At 72.7% G+C, this 15,461-nt stretch carries 14 protein-coding genes; 10 read left to right on the top strand and 4 right to left on the bottom strand.

The window, feature by feature from the left end:
* Window positions 1-12: 12 nt before the first annotated feature.
* The 5 genes from rpe (at window position 13) to ABTY40_RS21555 (ending at window position 4,271) form a co-directional block, all read left to right on the top strand.
* Window positions 13-696, top strand: a complete 684-nt coding sequence (gene rpe / locus ABTY40_RS21575) for a ribulose-phosphate 3-epimerase (protein ID WP_352061028.1) — start codon at window positions 13-15, stop codon at window positions 694-696.
* A 120-nt stretch (window positions 697-816) separates the two neighbouring features.
* Complete coding sequence (locus ABTY40_RS21570) at window positions 817-1,863, top strand: sugar-binding transcriptional regulator (RefSeq protein ID WP_345282139.1); 1,047 nt, start codon at window positions 817-819, stop codon at window positions 1,861-1,863.
* A 73-nt stretch (window positions 1,864-1,936) separates the two neighbouring features.
* Entirely contained in the window at window positions 1,937-2,365 is a 429-nt protein-coding gene (locus ABTY40_RS21565; RefSeq protein WP_352061027.1) for a guanyl-specific ribonuclease, read from the top strand.
* Window positions 2,362-2,763, top strand: coding sequence for a barstar family protein (locus tag ABTY40_RS21560; protein WP_352061026.1), 402 nt, complete (start codon window positions 2,362-2,364; stop codon window positions 2,761-2,763). Before ABTY40_RS21565 ends, ABTY40_RS21560 begins: the two co-directional genes overlap by 4 nt.
* A gap of 65 nt (window positions 2,764-2,828) precedes the next feature.
* On the top strand, window positions 2,829-4,271 hold the full coding sequence (locus tag ABTY40_RS21555; RefSeq protein WP_352061025.1) for a GuaB1 family IMP dehydrogenase-related protein: 1,443 nt from the start codon (window positions 2,829-2,831) through the stop codon (window positions 4,269-4,271).
* Window positions 4,272-4,412: 141 nt separating this feature from the next.
* Here the strand turns inward: ABTY40_RS21555 and ABTY40_RS21550 are convergent, their stop codons facing one another.
* The gene (locus tag ABTY40_RS21550) at window positions 4,413-5,405 is read right to left on the bottom strand and encodes a GDSL-type esterase/lipase family protein (RefSeq protein WP_352061024.1); all 993 of its coding nucleotides are present in this window, start codon (window positions 5,403-5,405) and stop codon (window positions 4,413-4,415) included.
* Between the two features lie 340 nt (window positions 5,406-5,745).
* Here ABTY40_RS21550 and ABTY40_RS21545 point away from each other — a divergent pair, with 340 nt between their 5' ends.
* The 4 genes from ABTY40_RS21545 (at window position 5,746) to ABTY40_RS21530 (ending at window position 10,604) form a co-directional block, all read left to right on the top strand.
* The gene (locus ABTY40_RS21545) at window positions 5,746-7,233 is read left to right on the top strand and encodes an amino acid permease (protein WP_352061023.1); all 1,488 of its coding nucleotides are present in this window, start codon (window positions 5,746-5,748) and stop codon (window positions 7,231-7,233) included.
* Between the two features lie 10 nt (window positions 7,234-7,243).
* Window positions 7,244-7,699, top strand: coding sequence for an Lrp/AsnC family transcriptional regulator (locus ABTY40_RS21540; RefSeq protein ID WP_015032260.1), 456 nt, complete (start codon window positions 7,244-7,246; stop codon window positions 7,697-7,699).
* A gap of 350 nt (window positions 7,700-8,049) precedes the next feature.
* Window positions 8,050-8,856 carry a carbon-nitrogen hydrolase family protein gene (locus ABTY40_RS21535; protein WP_352061022.1) on the top strand — a complete coding sequence of 269 codons (807 nt, stop codon included), beginning with the start codon at window positions 8,050-8,052 and terminating at the stop codon, window positions 8,854-8,856.
* Window positions 8,857-8,909: 53 nt separating this feature from the next.
* On the top strand, window positions 8,910-10,604 hold the full coding sequence (locus ABTY40_RS21530; RefSeq protein ID WP_352061021.1) for a flavin monoamine oxidase family protein: 1,695 nt from the start codon (window positions 8,910-8,912) through the stop codon (window positions 10,602-10,604).
* 12 nt (window positions 10,605-10,616) lie between these two features.
* On the opposite strand, the gene ABTY40_RS21525 is transcribed toward ABTY40_RS21530, so the two are convergent.
* From ABTY40_RS21525 to ABTY40_RS21515, 3 genes are all read right to left on the bottom strand, one after another.
* Complete coding sequence (locus tag ABTY40_RS21525) at window positions 10,617-11,324, bottom strand: DUF5995 family protein (protein WP_352061020.1); 708 nt, start codon at window positions 11,322-11,324, stop codon at window positions 10,617-10,619.
* A gap of 73 nt (window positions 11,325-11,397) precedes the next feature.
* Complete coding sequence (locus tag ABTY40_RS21520; protein ID WP_352061019.1) at window positions 11,398-12,792, bottom strand: uracil-xanthine permease family protein; 1,395 nt, start codon at window positions 12,790-12,792, stop codon at window positions 11,398-11,400.
* 101 nt (window positions 12,793-12,893) lie between these two features.
* Window positions 12,894-14,111: an MFS transporter gene (locus ABTY40_RS21515; RefSeq protein ID WP_352061018.1), complete on the bottom strand. Its 1,218-nt coding sequence runs from the start codon at window positions 14,109-14,111 to the stop codon at window positions 12,894-12,896.
* A 134-nt stretch (window positions 14,112-14,245) separates the two neighbouring features.
* Between ABTY40_RS21515 and ABTY40_RS21510 the strand changes: the two genes are divergently transcribed.
* Complete coding sequence (locus ABTY40_RS21510) at window positions 14,246-15,370, top strand: ROK family transcriptional regulator (protein ID WP_352061017.1); 1,125 nt, start codon at window positions 14,246-14,248, stop codon at window positions 15,368-15,370.
* Window positions 15,371-15,461 lie beyond the last annotated feature (91 nt).

Raw genomic sequence — 15,461 nt, 5'->3', positions numbered from 1 at the left:
CAGGCTTGGCACATGGCGCAGATCAACCCCAGCATCCTGTCCGCAGACTTCGCCCGGCTCGCCGAGGAGGCGAAGGCCGTCGAGGGCGCCGACTGGCTGCACGTCGACGTGATGGACAACCACTTCGTGCCCAACCTCACGCTGGGCGTGCCGATCGTGGAGTCCCTCAGCCGCGCGACGGACACCCCCCTCGACTGCCACCTCATGATCGAGGACCCCGACCGCTGGGCGCCCCAGTACGTCGAGGCCGGCGCGGGCTCGGTCACCTTCCACGCGGAGGCCGCCGCCGCGCCCGTACGGCTCGCCCGCGAGATCCGGGCCAAGGGCGCCCGCGCCTCCATGGCGCTCAAGCCCGCCACGCCGATCGAGCCCTTCGAGGACCTGCTCCCCGAGCTCGACATGCTGCTGATCATGACCGTCGAGCCGGGCTTCGGCGGCCAGGCCTTCCTCGACATCATGCTCCCCAAGATCCGCCGCACCCGTGAGCTGATCTCCAAGCACGGACTGGAGCTCTGGCTCCAGGTCGACGGCGGGGTCGCGGAGTCCACGATCGAGCGGTGCGCGGAGGCGGGCGCCGACGTCTTCGTCGCGGGATCCGCCGTCTACGGCGCGGCCGATCCGGCCGCCGCCGTGGCCTCCCTCCGGGCCCGGGCCGAGGCCGCGACGGCCTCCGCCGCCTGGGCGTGTGGACACTGAGCCTCCGGCGGATGAACGCGGTCCGTCGGGCCGCCGACAGGACTGATCAAGGCCCGCCGGATCTGACAGGATGAACGGCGAGTCCAGATGTGAACGACAGCGGTACATGGACAGCGGTACGTGAACAGCAGTGAGGAGAACGCGGTGGCGGGAATGTCGGCGGGACGGTCTGCCCTGCGGATGGGCCCCGCGGAGCTGGTGCAGGCGGCGGCCATGGCCCGCCGTTTCTACCTCGAGGGCAAGTCCAAGATCCAGATCGCCGAGGAGTTCGGCGTGAGCCGCTTCAAGGTGGCCCGGGTCCTGGAGACCGCCCTGGAACGCGACCTCGTGCGCATCGAGATCCGCGTCCCGGCCGAGCTGGACGCGGAGCGCTCCGACGCCCTCCGCGCCCGCTACGGGCTCCGCCACGCGGTGGTCGTCGAGTCCCCGGCCGAGGACGAGGAATCGCCCGACCCGGAGAACCTCGGCGAGGTCGCGGCCGACCTCCTCGGCGAGCTGGTGGCCGAGGGCGACGTCCTCGGCCTGGCCTGGGGCCGCTCCACCATCCACATGGCCGCGGCGCTCGACCGGCTGCCGCCGTGCACGGTCGTGCAGCTCACCGGGGTGTACGACGCGGGGACCGCCGAGCGCGGCTCCGTCGAGGCGGTGCGGCGCGCCGCCCAGGTCTCCGGCGGCGAGGCCCACCCCATCTACGCGCCCATGCTCCTGCCCGACCCGGCGACGGCGGCGGCGCTGCGCAGCCAGACCGGCATCGCGCGGGCCTTCGACTACTTCGACAAGGTGACGGTCGCCTGTGTGTCCATCGGCTCCTGGGAGCCGGGCATCTCGACCGTGCACGACATGCTCTCCGACGAGGAGCGCGCCCACTACGCGTCGCTGGGCGTCGCCGCCGAGATGTCCGCGCACCTCTTCGACTCCGAGGGGCGCCGGGTCGGCCGCGACCTCGGTGAGCGGTGCATCACCGTGGAGGCGGACCGGCTGCGCCGGATCCCGGAGGTCGTCGCGATCGCCGGCGGCCAGCGCAAGGCGGCGGCGATCGGCGCGGTGCTCCGCTCCGGCCTCGTCACCAGCCTGGTGACCGACCGCTCGGCCGCGGACTACCTCCTCACCGAGTTCAGCCCCGGTGCCCGCCCGGCCCTCGACCGGGCAGACCCTGACGGGCGCTGACGGCCGCTGAGGGCCCCGGCGCGGGCACCCCGCCCGCGAGGCGCGGGCAGCCGTGCGGTGGCAGCATCGGGCCATGGTCGTCCGACGGGTCGTACGGGGCGGGACCGCGCTCCTCGCGGGGGTCGTGCTCCTGCTCGGCGGGTGCGCCGGGGGAGAGGTCGGACGGGACGCGCCGCCGTCGCCGCGGCCGTCGCCCGCGGCGAGCCGGAGCGACGGGGCCGCGCTGCCGGTCGTGCGGGTGGCGGACCTGCCGCCCGAGGCGCGGCGGACGCTGGAACTCATCGAGCGGGGCGGCCCCTTCCCGTACGCCAGGGACGGAGCGGTGTTCTCGAACTTCGAGCGGCGGCTGCCCCGTAGGCCCGGCGGGTACTACCGGGAGTACACCGTCCCGACGCCCGGCGAACGCGACCGGGGCGCCCGGCGCATCGTGACCGGCCGGGGCGGGGAGACGTACTACACCGACGACCACTACGAGAGTTTCCGGGAGGTGGCCGGACCATGACCGCGCACCGCGGCACGGGCCACCGGGCCCCCGATCTGTCCCGCCCCGTCCTGCTCGACCTGCACGGCGTCATCGACAAGACGGCCTTCATGAACCGGTGCGTCCGCACCCTGCCGCTCCCCGTCTGGTTCGGGCGCAACTGGGACGCCCTCGCCGACTGCCTCGCGGACATGCGTGAACCCATGGCGATCGTGGTGACCGGCTGGCAGGCTTACGCCGAGGCCCACCCGGACGACTGGACGATCGCGCAGGAGGTCTTCTCCGCCGCCGCCCGCGCGAGCGCCCGGGGCCTCGCGGTCCTCCTCTCGCTCGGCCCTTTGGAGGATCCGACAGGCACCCCCGCGCCAGCCTCGGACGATCCGACCGCACCGTCTCGCACGCCTCCCGTGGGAGAATGAACTACGTGCTTTTTCCCCTGGCTGAAATGCCTAGGGGCCGATCCGAACGACTGGGATGTCAGCACGTGCGTTTCCTCAATGACGTCAAGCCGCCGTACGACCTCACGTACGACGATGTGTTCATGGTGCCGAGCCGCTCGGCCGTCGGTTCCCGCCAGGCCGTGGACCTCTCCTCGCCCGACGGGACCGGTACGACGATCCCGCTGGTCGTCGCCAACATGACCGCCATCGCCGGCCGCCGCATGGCCGAGACCGTCGCCCGCCGCGGCGGCCTGGTCGTCATCCCCCAGGACATCCCGATCGAGGTCGTCACCGACGTCATCGCCTGGGTCAAGTCCCGCCACCACGTGCTCGACACCCCGATCGAGCTGGAGCCCCACCAGACCGTCGCCGACGCGCTCTCGCTGCTGCCGAAGCGGGCGCACAACGCCGGTGTCGTCGTCGACGAGCACCGCCGCCCGATCGGTGTCGTCACCGACGCGGACCTCTCCGGCGTGGACCGCTTCACCCAGCTGTCCGAGGTCATGTCCAAGGACCTGCTGCTGCTGGACGCGGACATCGACCCGCGCGAGGCGTTCAACACCCTCGACCACCACAACCGCCGCTACGCCCCGGCCGTCGACAAGGACGGCAAGCTGGCCGGCATCCTGACCCGCAAGGGCGCGCTGCGCGCGACCCTGTACAGCCCGGCCGTCGACGCCCAGGGCAAGCTGCGCATCGCCGCCGCCGTCGGCATCAACGGCGACGTGGCGGGCAAGGCCAAGCAGCTGCTCGACGCGGGCGTGGACACGCTCGTCATCGACACCGCGCACGGCCACCAGGAGTCGATGATCTCCGCGATCAGGACCGTCCGGGCGCTCGACCCGCAGGTCCCGATCGTCGCCGGCAACATCGTCGCCGCCGAGGGCGTCAAGGACCTCATCGATGCCGGCGCCGACATCATCAAGGTCGGCGTGGGCCCCGGCGCCATGTGCACCACCCGCATGATGACCGGTGTCGGCCGCCCGCAGTTCTCCGCCGTCATGGAGTGCGCCGCCGAGGCGAAGAAGTACGGCAAGCACGTCTGGGCCGACGGCGGTGTCCGCCACCCGCGCGACGTCGCCATGGCGCTCGCCGCCGGCGCGTCCAACGTCATGATCGGCTCCTGGTTCGCCGGCACGTACGAGTCCCCGGGCGACCTCCAGCACGACGCCAACGGCCGTGCGTACAAGGAGTCCTTCGGCATGGCCTCGGCCCGCGCCGTCAAGAACCGGACCTCCGACGAGTCCGCCTACGACCGCGCCCGCAAGGCGCTGTTCGAGGAGGGCATCTCCACCTCGCGCATGTTCCTCGACCCGCAGCGTCCGGGCGTCGAGGACCTGATCGACTCGATCATCGCGGGCGTCCGCTCCTCCTGCACCTACGCCGGCGCGGCCTCGCTCGCCGAGTTCGAGGAGAAGGCCGTCGTCGGCATCCAGTCGGCCGCCGGTTACGCCGAGGGCAAGCCGCTGCACGCCAGCTGGAGCTAGTTCCGCCCACCTCCCCCCGGCGGGGGAGGGCCGAAGGCCCCCGGGAGACCCTCCCGGGGGCCTTCTCGCGCTTCCGGGCGACCGGAAGGCCCCCGGCGGCACCGGCGGATTCCCGGAGCCCCTGAGGTGCCGTGGGGCCCCTCAGCGCCCCGGCGCGTACGGCGCCAGCGCCTCGGCCACCGCCGCCGCGATCCGCGCGTGGCCCGCGTCGTTCGGGTGGAGGCCGTCCGCCAGGTGCTCCTCCCGCAGCAGCGGGCGCCCCGGCAGGACCAGGAGCCGCTCGTCGCCCTCGGCGGCCAGGTCGCGGCCCGCGCGCTCCATCGCCCGGCGCAGCTCCGTCAGCGTGGCCCCGAGGGCGTTGCGCCCGTGCTCCGCCTCCGGGCGCAGCACGGGCGAGACGAGCAGCAGGGGCGCGTCCGGGTGGCCGCGCCGCAGGAGGCCCACGAAGGCCCGCACGGTGGCGTACAGCCACTCCGGCGTCACGGGGGCGGGCGACCAGCAGTTCGTCCCGAAGGCGAGCGTCAGGAGGTCTCCAGGGAGCCGCGCCAGATGCTCGGCCACCGGCAGCTCGCCCCGCGCCCCGCCCGCGTACCCCAGGTTGACCGTGTCGAGCCCGAGCCGCCGCCCCGCGTCGGCGGGCCAGGCGTGCGCCGGGCGGGTCGACCACCAGCCCTCGGTGATCGAGTCGCCGTGGACCAGCCAGCGCGGCCGGGGCGGGGCGGGGGAGAGGGCCCCGCCGACCGCGCGCAGCCCGAGCGGCACCGGCGCCTGCGCCTCCGGTACGTAGACGCAGAAGGTCCCGCCGCCCTCGGGCAGCGAAAGGGTCACCGAGGCCTCCGGCGCCGGCTCCGCGCACACCTCACCGACCGGCCGCCCGTCCCGCCAGAGCGCGAAGCAGTGCCGCAGCGCCGCCAACGGGTCGTCCGGCCCCGGCACCTCCGCCCGGTAGCGCAGCTCCACCGCCCGGGTGCCGGGCGCGGCCCGGAACTCGATCCGCACACCCACCGGCAGCGCCGCCCTGGCCGCCATGTCCCAGGGCCAGCGGGCCAGGTCACCGGGGTCGGCACGCACCGGTCGCGCCCCGTCCAGCCACGCCGTACCGCGCAGGAACGGCCGTACGTCGAGCCACGTCACCGAAAGCCTCCCCTCACCGGTCGCGAAGGCCCGAGGACAACGCGTCCACCCCGTGGGAACAAGGACACCCGGAGACCCTTTCCCGACCCCAATGTGTCGATTCATGCGGGGGCGCGCAATGTTTCCCCGTCCGCGCCCCAACAGCGCAATGATCAGTCGACAGTGCGCAACAACCCTGCATTACGAGTGCGAACCTCCGCCCTTTAGGCTCGTGCCCCGTACCAGGAGTGGCGGCGACCGCCTGCTCGGCGGTTCCCCTTCCCCCGTGGGCTGTGATCACACGCCCCCGTACCGCCGCGGTCGTCCTCGCATTCACAGGCAGCGATAAGGAGCCTCCGCAGTGCTGGACCACGGCGCAGCCCCGCCGGTCGAGGAATCGACCGCCCCCAAGACCTCCGCTCTCAGCGCCCTCGTCCGCCGCAAGCCGGTGGAAGACCTGGTCGCGGAGGGTGGACAGGGTGAAGGTGGAAGCCTCCGCCGCTCACTCTCGATGTGGCAGCTGACGATGATCAGCATCGGTGCCACGCTCGGCACAGGCATTTTCGTCGTCCTCGGCGAAGCCGTCCCCGAGGCCGGCCCGGCGGTCACGCTGGCGTTCGTCTTCGCCGGCCTCACCGCCCTCTTCTCCGCGCTCTCCTACGCCGAGCTGGCCGGGACCATACCGGTCGCCGGTTCCTCCTACTCGTACGCGTACGCAACGATGGGTGAACTCGTCGCGTGGGTGTGCGGCTGGTGTCTGATGCTGGAGTACGGCGTCTCGGTCGCCGCCGTCGCGGTCGGCTGGGGCGACTACCTCAACGAGCTGCTCGACGGCACGATCGGTGTCACCCTCCCCGAGGCGCTCAGCGCGCCCCCCGGTGACGGCGGCGTGTTCAACCTGCCCGCGCTGATCGTGGTCGTCCTGGCCATGCTGTTCCTGCTCGGCGGCGCCCGCGAGTCGGCCCGCGCGAACACCATCATGGTGGGCGTGAAGATCGCCGCCCTGGTGCTCTTCTGCGCCGTCGGCTTCATGGGCTTCAAGTCGGGCAACTACGCCGACTTCATGCCGCTCGGCATCGGCAGCGTCGGCGCCGCCGGAGCCATCCTCTTCTTCTCCTACATCGGCTTCGACGCCGCCTCCACCGCGGGTGAGGAGGCCAAGAACCCCAAGCGGGACCTGCCGCGGGCGATCATGCTGTCGCTGGTCGTCGTGACCGCGCTGTACGTGCTGGTCGCGGCCGTCGCCGTCGGCGCCTGGGACTGGAAGAAGTTCGCGGGCTCCGAGGCCTCGCTGGCCGCGATCATGAACGACGTCACGGGCCAGAGCTTCTGGGGCACCCTGCTCGCCGCCGGCGCCGTCATCTCCATCGCCAGCGTCGTCCTCACCGTGCTCTACGGCCAGACCCGCATCCTCTTCGCGATGTCCCGCGACGGCCTGGTGCCCAAGGTCTTCGGCAAGGTCGACGCCCGCACCGGCACCCCGCGCGTCAACACCCTGATCGTCTCGCTGCTGTGCGGCGTCCTCGCCGCCGTCGTCCCGCTCGGCGAGCTGGTCAACGCCACCAGCATCGGCACGCTCTTCGCGTTCGCCCTGGTCAACGTCGCCGTCGTCGTGCTCCGCCACACCCGCAAGGACATGGAGCGCTCCTTCAAGGTGCCGTTCGGGCCGGTCTTCCCCGTCCTCGGCTTCCTGTGCTGCGGCTACAGCATGTACAGCCTCGACCTGATCACCTGGGTGTACTTCGGTGCCTGGATGGCAGCCGGTCTCGTGTTCTACTTCCTGTACGGCATGCGCCGCTCCCGACTGGCCGCGGCCCCGTCCCCGGCAGAGGCCCCCGCAGAGAAGTGATCCACCCGTAGTGCGACTGAACGACCTCGACGAACGCATCGTCCACGCCCTCGCGGAAGACGCCCGCCGCAGCTACGCCGACATCGGCTCGCTCGTCGGGCTCTCCGCCCCCGCCGTGAAGCGGCGCGTGGACCGGCTCCGGGCCGAGGGTGCCATCACCGGCTTCACCGTCCGGGTGGACCCGGCGGCGCTCGGCTGGGAGACGGAGGGGTTCGTCGAGATCTACTGCCGCCACAACACCTCGCCGGACGACATCCGGCGCGGCCTGGAGCGGTATCCGGAGGTGGTGTCCGCGTCGACCGTCACCGGTGACGCGGACGCCGTCGTGCAGGTCTTCGCCTCCGACATGCGCCACTTCGAGCGGGTCCTGGAGCGGATCGCGGGTGAGCCGTTCGTGGAGCGCACCAAGTCGGTCCTGGTGCTCTCGCCGCTGCTGCGGCGCTTCTCCTCGGGCTCGCCCGCGTAGGCCCGGCACCCGCGGAGGCGCGAGAGGGACCACCCCCCGTGGGGCGGTCCCTCTTCTCGTGCGGCCGGGCGGACCGGGGGCCAGGGGGACGCGGCGGCCGCCGTCCCCGCCGTACCCCGGCGTCACGCCCGGGAACGCTCCGCACCAGCCGTGCGGCGGGCCCCGCCACGCCCCCGGTCGGAGCCGTACGTCACACCCCCGCGCCGCGCGCAACGAATCACCGCCGGACCGGCGGATCGCGCAACGGTTCGACGGTCGGTCCGCAACGGTCCCGCCTTGTCCCGGCGGAGCGCGAAACCGTACCGTTTTTGACGTCTTCCCCCTCAACTCCGACCCCCCGAGGATCGCCCATGGCCGCGCTGCGCATCGCCCTGCTCCAGAGTTCCGGTGAGCTCGGTGACGTGGCCGCCAACCTGAAGATCCTCGACGAGGCCGCGGCCCGCGCCGCGGCGGCCGGAGCGGGTCTGCTGCTCGCCCCCGAGCTCTTCCTGACCGGCTACGCCATCGGCCCCGACCTCGCGGGGCTCGCGGAGCCGTCCGACGGCCCCTCCGCCCGCGCGGTCGCGGACATCGCCGCCCGCCACGGCCTCGCCGTCGGCTACGGCTATCCGGAGCGCGACACCGAGCGGCACGGCGTGCTGTACAACTCCGCCCAGGTCTTCGGCGCCGACGGCGCGGTCCTCGCGCACTACCGCAAGACCCACCTCTTCGGCGACTTCGAGGCGAAGTGGTTCACGCCCGGCGCCGACGGCCTCGTCCAGACGCGGCTCGGCGGCCTCACCGTCGGCCTGATGATCTGCTACGACGTCGAGTTCCCCGAGAACGTACGGGCGCAGGCGCTGGCCGGCACGGACCTCCTCCTCGTCCCGACCGCGCTCATGCACCCCGCCGAGATCGTGCCCGAGTCCGTGATCCCCGTCCGCGCCTTCGAGAACCAGCTGTACATCGCGTACGCCAACCGGACCGGCCCCGAGGGCGACTTCGAGTTCGTCGGTCTGTCCACGCTGGCCGGCCCCGACGGCACCGCCCGGGCCCGCGCCGGGCGCGGCGAGGACCTCGTGTTCGGCGACGTCGATCCCGACTTCCTGGCGGCCTCACGCAAGGACAACCCCTACCTCCGCGACCGGCGCCCCGGCCTCTACGGCTCCCTGGTCTGAGCCGCCCCACCCTCCCCGCCCCACCCGTTTTCCGTGCAAGGAGTCCGTACCCCATGACGTCCACGGTGCCCACCGCCGTCCAGCACACCGACGCGCAGCCGCCGATCACCATGTTCGGTCCGGACTTCCCGTACGCCTACGACGACTTCCTGGCCCACCCGGCCGGCCTCGGCCAGATACCCGCCACCGAGCACGGCACCGAGGTCGCCGTCATCGGCGGCGGCCTGTCCGGCGTCATCGCCGCGTACGAGCTGATGAAGATGGGCCTCAAGCCCGTCGTCTACGAGGCCGACCAGATCGGCGGCCGGCTGCGCACCGTCGGCTTCGACGGCCCGGAGACCGAGGGTCTGACCGCGGAGATGGGCGCCATGCGCTTCCCGCCGTCCTCCACCGCCCTCCAGCACTACATCGACCTGGTGGGCCTGGAGACCCGGCCCTTCCCGAACCCGCTGGCCGAGTCCACCCCCTCGACCGTCGTGGACCTCAAGGGCGAGACCCACTACGCCGAGACCATCGACGACCTGCCGCAGGTCTACCGGGACGTCGCCGCCGCCTGGGCGAAGTGCCTGGACGAGGGCGCCGACTTCTCCGACATGAACCGCGCGATGCGCGAGCGCGACGTCCCGCGCATCCGCGAGATCTGGGCCAAGCTGGTCGAGAAGCTCGACAACCAGACGTTCTACGGCTTCCTGTGCGAGTCGGAGGCCTTCAAGTCCTTCCGGCACCGCGAGATCTTCGGCCAGGTCGGCTTCGGCACCGGCGGCTGGGACACCGACTTCCCGAACTCCATCCTGGAGATCCTCCGCGTCGTCTACACCGAGGCGGACGACCACCACCGCGGCATCGTCGGCGGCTCCCAGCAGCTGCCGCTGCGCCTGTGGGAGCGCGAGCCGGAGAAGATCGTCCACTGGGCGCAGGGCACGTCCCTCAAGTCCCTGCACGAGGGCGACCCGCGCCCCGCCGTGACCCGGCTGACCCGCGCCGCCGGCAACCGGATCACCGTCACCGACGCCTCCGGCGACATCCGCACCTACCAGGCGGCGATCTTCACCGCCCAGTCGTGGATGCTGCTGTCCAAGATCGCGTGTGACGACTCGCTCTTCCCGATCGACCACTGGACGGCGATCGAGCGCACCCACTACATGGAGAGCTCCAAGCTGTTCGTGCCGGTGGACCGGCCGTTCTGGCTGGACAAGGACGAGGAGACCGGCCGGGACGTCATGTCGATGACGCTCACCGACCGGATGACCCGTGGCACGTACCTCCTGGACGACGGCCCGGACAAGCCGGCCGTCATCTGCCTCTCGTACACCTGGTGCGACGACAGCCTGAAGTGGCTGCCGCTCTCCGCGCAGGAGCGGATGGAGGTCATGCTGAAGTCGCTCGGCGAGATCTACCCGAAGGTCGACATCCGCAAGCACATCATCGGCAACCCGGTGACCGTGTCCTGGGAGAACGAGCCCTACTTCATGGGCGCGTTCAAGGCCAACCTGCCGGGCCACTACCGCTACCAGCGCCGCCTGTTCACCCACTTCATGCAGGACCGGCTGCCCGAGGACAAGCGGGGCATCTTCCTCGCCGGCGACGACATCTCCTGGACGGCCGGCTGGGCCGAGGGCGCGGTGCAGACGGCGCTCAACGCGGTGTGGGGCGTGATGCACCACTTCGGCGGAGCGACCGACGCCACCAACCCGGGCCCGGGCGACGTGTACGACGAGATCGCCCCGGTCGAGCTCCCGGAGGACTGATCCCGGCGGGGTTCAGGGCCCGGCCAGGGGGGTGAGCAGCATCCGCCCCACCAGGCCCACCGAGCGGTCGAGGCGTTCCGTGAACTCCTCGGCCAGCTCGGGCAGGCCGCGCAGCTGCCACAGCGAGCGCGCGGCCAGCCAGGCCCCCTCCCGGGCCCGGTCCAGGCTCCAGCAGCCGAGCAGATGCGTCAGCGGGTCCGCGATCTCCAGGAGGTCCGGGCCCGGCATCAGTTCCTCCCGGATGCGTTCCTCCAGGAGCACCAGGACGTCACCGACCCGGCCGAACTCGTCCTCCAGGTCGGCGGGCGCGCACTGAAGGTCCCGGCAGCTGTCCACGACGGCGAGGGCCAGGTCGTGCCCGACGTGTGCGTTGATCCCGGCGAGGGCGAACTGGAGCGGCCGCACTCCGGGATGCCGCCGGTAGTGGAAGAGGGGCCGCCAGCAGGCGGGCGCGGGCGTCCCGGTGGCGACGGCGTCCACCGCCGCGAGGTAGCGCTCCGCGAACCGCACGTCGAGGGTGGCGGCGGCCCGCCGGTCGTCGAAGGTGCCTGCCTCGATGGCGTGGCCGATCTCCTCGGTGACGGTGAGGTAGACCCGGTTGAAGACGGCGACCCCGTCGGAGGGGTGCCAGGTGGAGCGGAGCTCCCGCATCCGGTCCACCACGGGGTCGACCGCCACGAACTGCCCGATCCGCTCTGCCGTCCACTGGGTCTGCGCCATGGGGGCAGGCTCCCAGCGGCGGGCCCAGGAGGGAACCTCTCCGGGCCCGGCTTCGCCGGAACGGGCGAATCACTCAGTTCTTCGACGCGTCGTCCGCGCTCTTCTCGTAAGAGCTGGTCCCCGAGTCGAGGAGCGGCTCCTGCTCCTTCATGTGGGCCGGGGCGAAGGCCCGCAGTACGTGGTAGCCGGTGATGACGACCAGGGTGCCGAGCGCGATGCCGCCGAGCTCGAAGGTGTCGGTGAAGGTCAGCTTGACGCCGCCGACGCCGATGATGATGCCGGCGGCGGCCGGGACCAGGTTGAGCGGGTTGCGCAGGTCCACCTTGGCGTTGATCCAGATCTGGGCGCCGAGCAGGCCGATCATGCCGTAGAGGATGACGGTGATGCCGCCGAGGACGCCTCCGGGGATGGCGGCGACGACCGCGCCGAACTTCGGGCAGAGGCCGAAGAGGAGCGCGAAGCCGGCCGCGGCCCAGTAGGCGGCGGTCGAGTAGACGCGGGTGGCGGCCATGACGCCGATGTTCTCGGAGTACGTGGTGTTCGGCGGGCCACCCACGGCCGTGGAGAGCATCGAGGCGGCGCCGTCGGCGGCGATGGCGGTGCCGAGCTTGTCGTCGAGCGGGTCGCCGGTCATCTCGCCGACCGCCTTGACGTGGCCGGCGTTCTCCGCCACGAGGGCGATGACGACGGGCAGCGCGACGAGGATCGCTGACCACTCGAAGCTCGGGCCGTGCAGCGACGGCAGGCCGATCCAGTCGGCCCTGGCGACGCCGGAGAGGTCGAGCCGCCAGTGGTCGGTGACCTGGCCGCCCGGCGACATCGAGTGGATCTTGTCGAACACGAGGTCGAACACCCATGAGATCGCGTAACCGAAGACCAGGCCGAGGAAGATCGCGATACGGGACCAGAAACCGCGCAGGCAGACCACGGCCAGACCGGTGAACAGCATCACCAGCAGGGCCGTCCACTGGTCCTGCGGCCAGTAGGTGGCGGCGGTGACCGGGGCCAGGTTGAAGCCGATCAGCATGACGACCGCGCCGGTCACGATCGGGGGCATCGCCGCGTGGATGATCCGCGCGCCGAACTTCCGCACCGCGAGGCCCACCAGGAACAGCACGGCGCCGACCACGAGGACGGCGCCGGTCACGGTGGCGCTGCTGCCGCCCGAGGCCCGGATCGCGGCCGCGACCCCCACGAAGGAGAGCGAGCAGCCCAGGTACGACGGCACGGTGCCGCGGGTGGCGAGCAGGAAGACGACGGTCGCGACGCCCGACATCATGATCGCGAGGTTCGGGTCCAGGCCCATGAGGACCGGCGCGACGAACGACGCCCCGAACATCGCCACCACGTGCTGGGCGCCGAGTCCGGCCGTACGGGGCCAGGAGAGCCGCTCGTCCGGCCGGACGACGGCTCCGGGAGCGGGTGTCCTCCCGTCGCCGTGCAGGGTCCAGCGCACGCCGAGGTCCATGGGGTCGCTCCAGTTCTCCGGTTCCGGCGGCCACGTCAGGGCCGCAAAAGATCAGCCATATGGTATGCGCCACCGCCGGGGGAGAGCCGCGTCCGCGTCGCTCAGGGAGCGGTGCTCCGGGCCGGGCTGTTCCCGCCCGAAGGGGCCGCCGCCGTACCGCGCCGCCGGCCCAGCACGCCCGCACCGGCCACCAGCCCCAGGCAGAGCACGGTGACCAGGCCGAAGGAGGCGACGAGCGAGGTCGCGTCCGCGATGCCGCCGATCGCCGAGGGGGCGATGAGCCCGGAGGTGTACGTGATGGTGGCGACACCCGCGATGGCCTGGCTCGGGTTCGGCCCGCTGCGGGCGGCGGCGGCGAAGGCCAGCGGGACCACGACGGCGACCCCGAGGCCCATCAGTCCGAATCCGGCCATCGCGACGGCGGCGTGCGGGGCGAGGACGACGAGGACCCCGCCCAGGGTGGCGGCGGCGCCCCCGACCCGTACGGTACGGACCGCGCCGAAGCGGTCCACGACGCGGTCACCGACCAGCCGGGCCACCGCCATGGTCAGGGCGAAGGCGGTCGTGGAGGCGGCCGCGAGCCCGGCCGAGCTGCCCAGCTCGTCACGGAGGTACACGGCCGACCAGTCGAGGCTGGCGCCCTCCGCGAAGACACCGCAGAAGCCGATGGCCCCGATGACGAGGGCGGACTTCGGCGGCAGCGCGAACCGCGGCGGCGGCTCCTCGTCGGCGGCGCTGCGCAGGTCGAGCACGCCCTGGCAGAAGAGGAGGCCGAGCGCGGTGAGGGCGAGCGCGGCGAGGAGGTGGTGGATCCGGGCGTCGCCGCCGAGGTGCGCGGCGACGGTGCCGGCGGCCGAGCCGACGAGGGCGCCCACGCTCCACATGCCGTGCAGGCTGGACATGATCGACCGGCCGAGCCGGTTCTCGGTCTCCACGCCGAGCGCGTTCATCGCCACGTCGGACATGCCGGAGGTGGCCCCGTACACGAAGAGGGCCGCGCACAGGCCCCAGACGTTGGGGGCGAGGGACGGCAGGGTCAGGGACATCGTCCACAGGGCGAGCAGCGCGCGCAGGGCGGTTCGGGCGCCCAGGCGGTGGGCGACGGCCCCGGCCAGCGGCATCGCGAGCGAGGCGCCGAGGGCGGGGAAGGCGAGCGCGAGGCCCAGCTGCCCCGCGCTCACGCCCGCGTGCTCCTGGATCCAGGGGATGCGCGTCGCAAAACTGCCGGTGACCGCGCCGTGGACGCAGAAGACGGCGGCGACGGCGAAGCGCGCCCGTCGCAGGCGTTCGGTGCTGAGGACGGTCCCGTCCGTCGTCATGTGTCCCTCCCTGGGCGGTGGTGGGGCTGCCGGAGCCCTGGCCGCGTAAACTATCAGGAACCCTGCCTGATAAATAGTCCGCATGCCGGGCCGGTGACCTCCGGCCCCCGTGACGAGTCTGAGAGGATCGCCGCATGGCCGCATCCCCGAGCACCGCGCGGGCCATCAACGACCGCCACGCCCTGCGACTGCTTCAGGACGAGGGCCCGTTGACGGCCGCTCAGCTCAAGACGCTCACCGGACTCTCCCGGCCGACCGTCGCCGATCTGGTCGAGCGGCTCCGGGGCTCCGGCCTGGTCCACGTCGTCGGCGAGGCCGGCGCCGAGCGCCGCGGCCCCAACGCCAAGCTGTACGGCATCGTCGCCGACCGGGCCCACCTCGCCGCGCTCGACGTGCGCACCCACTCCGTCTCCGTCACCGTCGCCGACCTGCTCGGCGCGACGCTCGCCGAGGCCTCCGCGCCCGTCGGTGAGGACGGTGGCACCGGGCCCGCCGTCGAGAAGGCCGTCGCCCTCCTGGAGCGGACCGCGAAGGAGGCGGGCGCCGACCGGCTGCACACCCTCACGGTCGGCGCCCCCGGCCTCGTCGACCCGGCCGGCGGCGAGCTGCGCGACTCCGCGAAACTGCCCGCCTGGCACCGCCGGCTCATCGGTGTCCTGCAGGAGCGGCTTCCCGCCCGCGTCCTCGTCGAGAACGAGACCAACCTCGCCGCCGTCGCGGAACTGCGCGCCGGCGCGGCCCGTGACCGCGAGGACTTCGTCCTGCTCTGGCTCGGCCAGGGCGTCGGCGCGGCCGTCGTCCTCGGCGGCCGGCTGCGCCGGGGGGCCTCCGGCGGCGCCGGCGAGATCGGCTTCCTGCCGGTGCCCGGCACCTCCGGGCTGCCCTCCGCGACCGGCTGCGACGGCGGCTTCCACGAGCTGGCCTGCCTCGCCGCCGTGGAAGCCCTGGCCCTCGACCACGGACTGGACCCGGCGAGCGCGCTCGCCTCCGGACACGGCCCCTTCCTCGGCGCCCTCGCCCGCCGGCTCGCCCTCGGCGCGGCCGCCGTGGCCTCCGTCCTGGACCCCGGCTGCGTGGTCCTCGCCGGAGACACGGGTCACCGGGGCGGCGCCGCGCTCGCCGCCCGGGTCGAAGCCGAACTCGCCCTCCTCTCCCCGCTGCAAACCGAGGTCCGCGCCACGACCCTCGGCGACACGGCGGTTCTGCGCGGCGCGCTGCTGGTGTCCCGGGACGCGGCCCAGGACGAGCTGTTCCCCTAGGTGTATTGATCACGAGCGTTGTTAACGCCGACTGGTCTTGATCATGGCGAAGACCTCCGGTGTGGTGGAGGTGTCTAGGCTTCACCGCACA

Source organism: Streptomyces sp. NPDC126503, from assembly GCF_040302405.1.
Taxonomy (GTDB): Bacteria; Actinomycetota; Actinomycetes; order Streptomycetales; family Streptomycetaceae; genus Streptomyces; species Streptomyces gulbargensis.
Note: the sequence above shows the minus strand (reverse complement) of the source record. Positions and strands in the feature narration are given on the sequence as shown.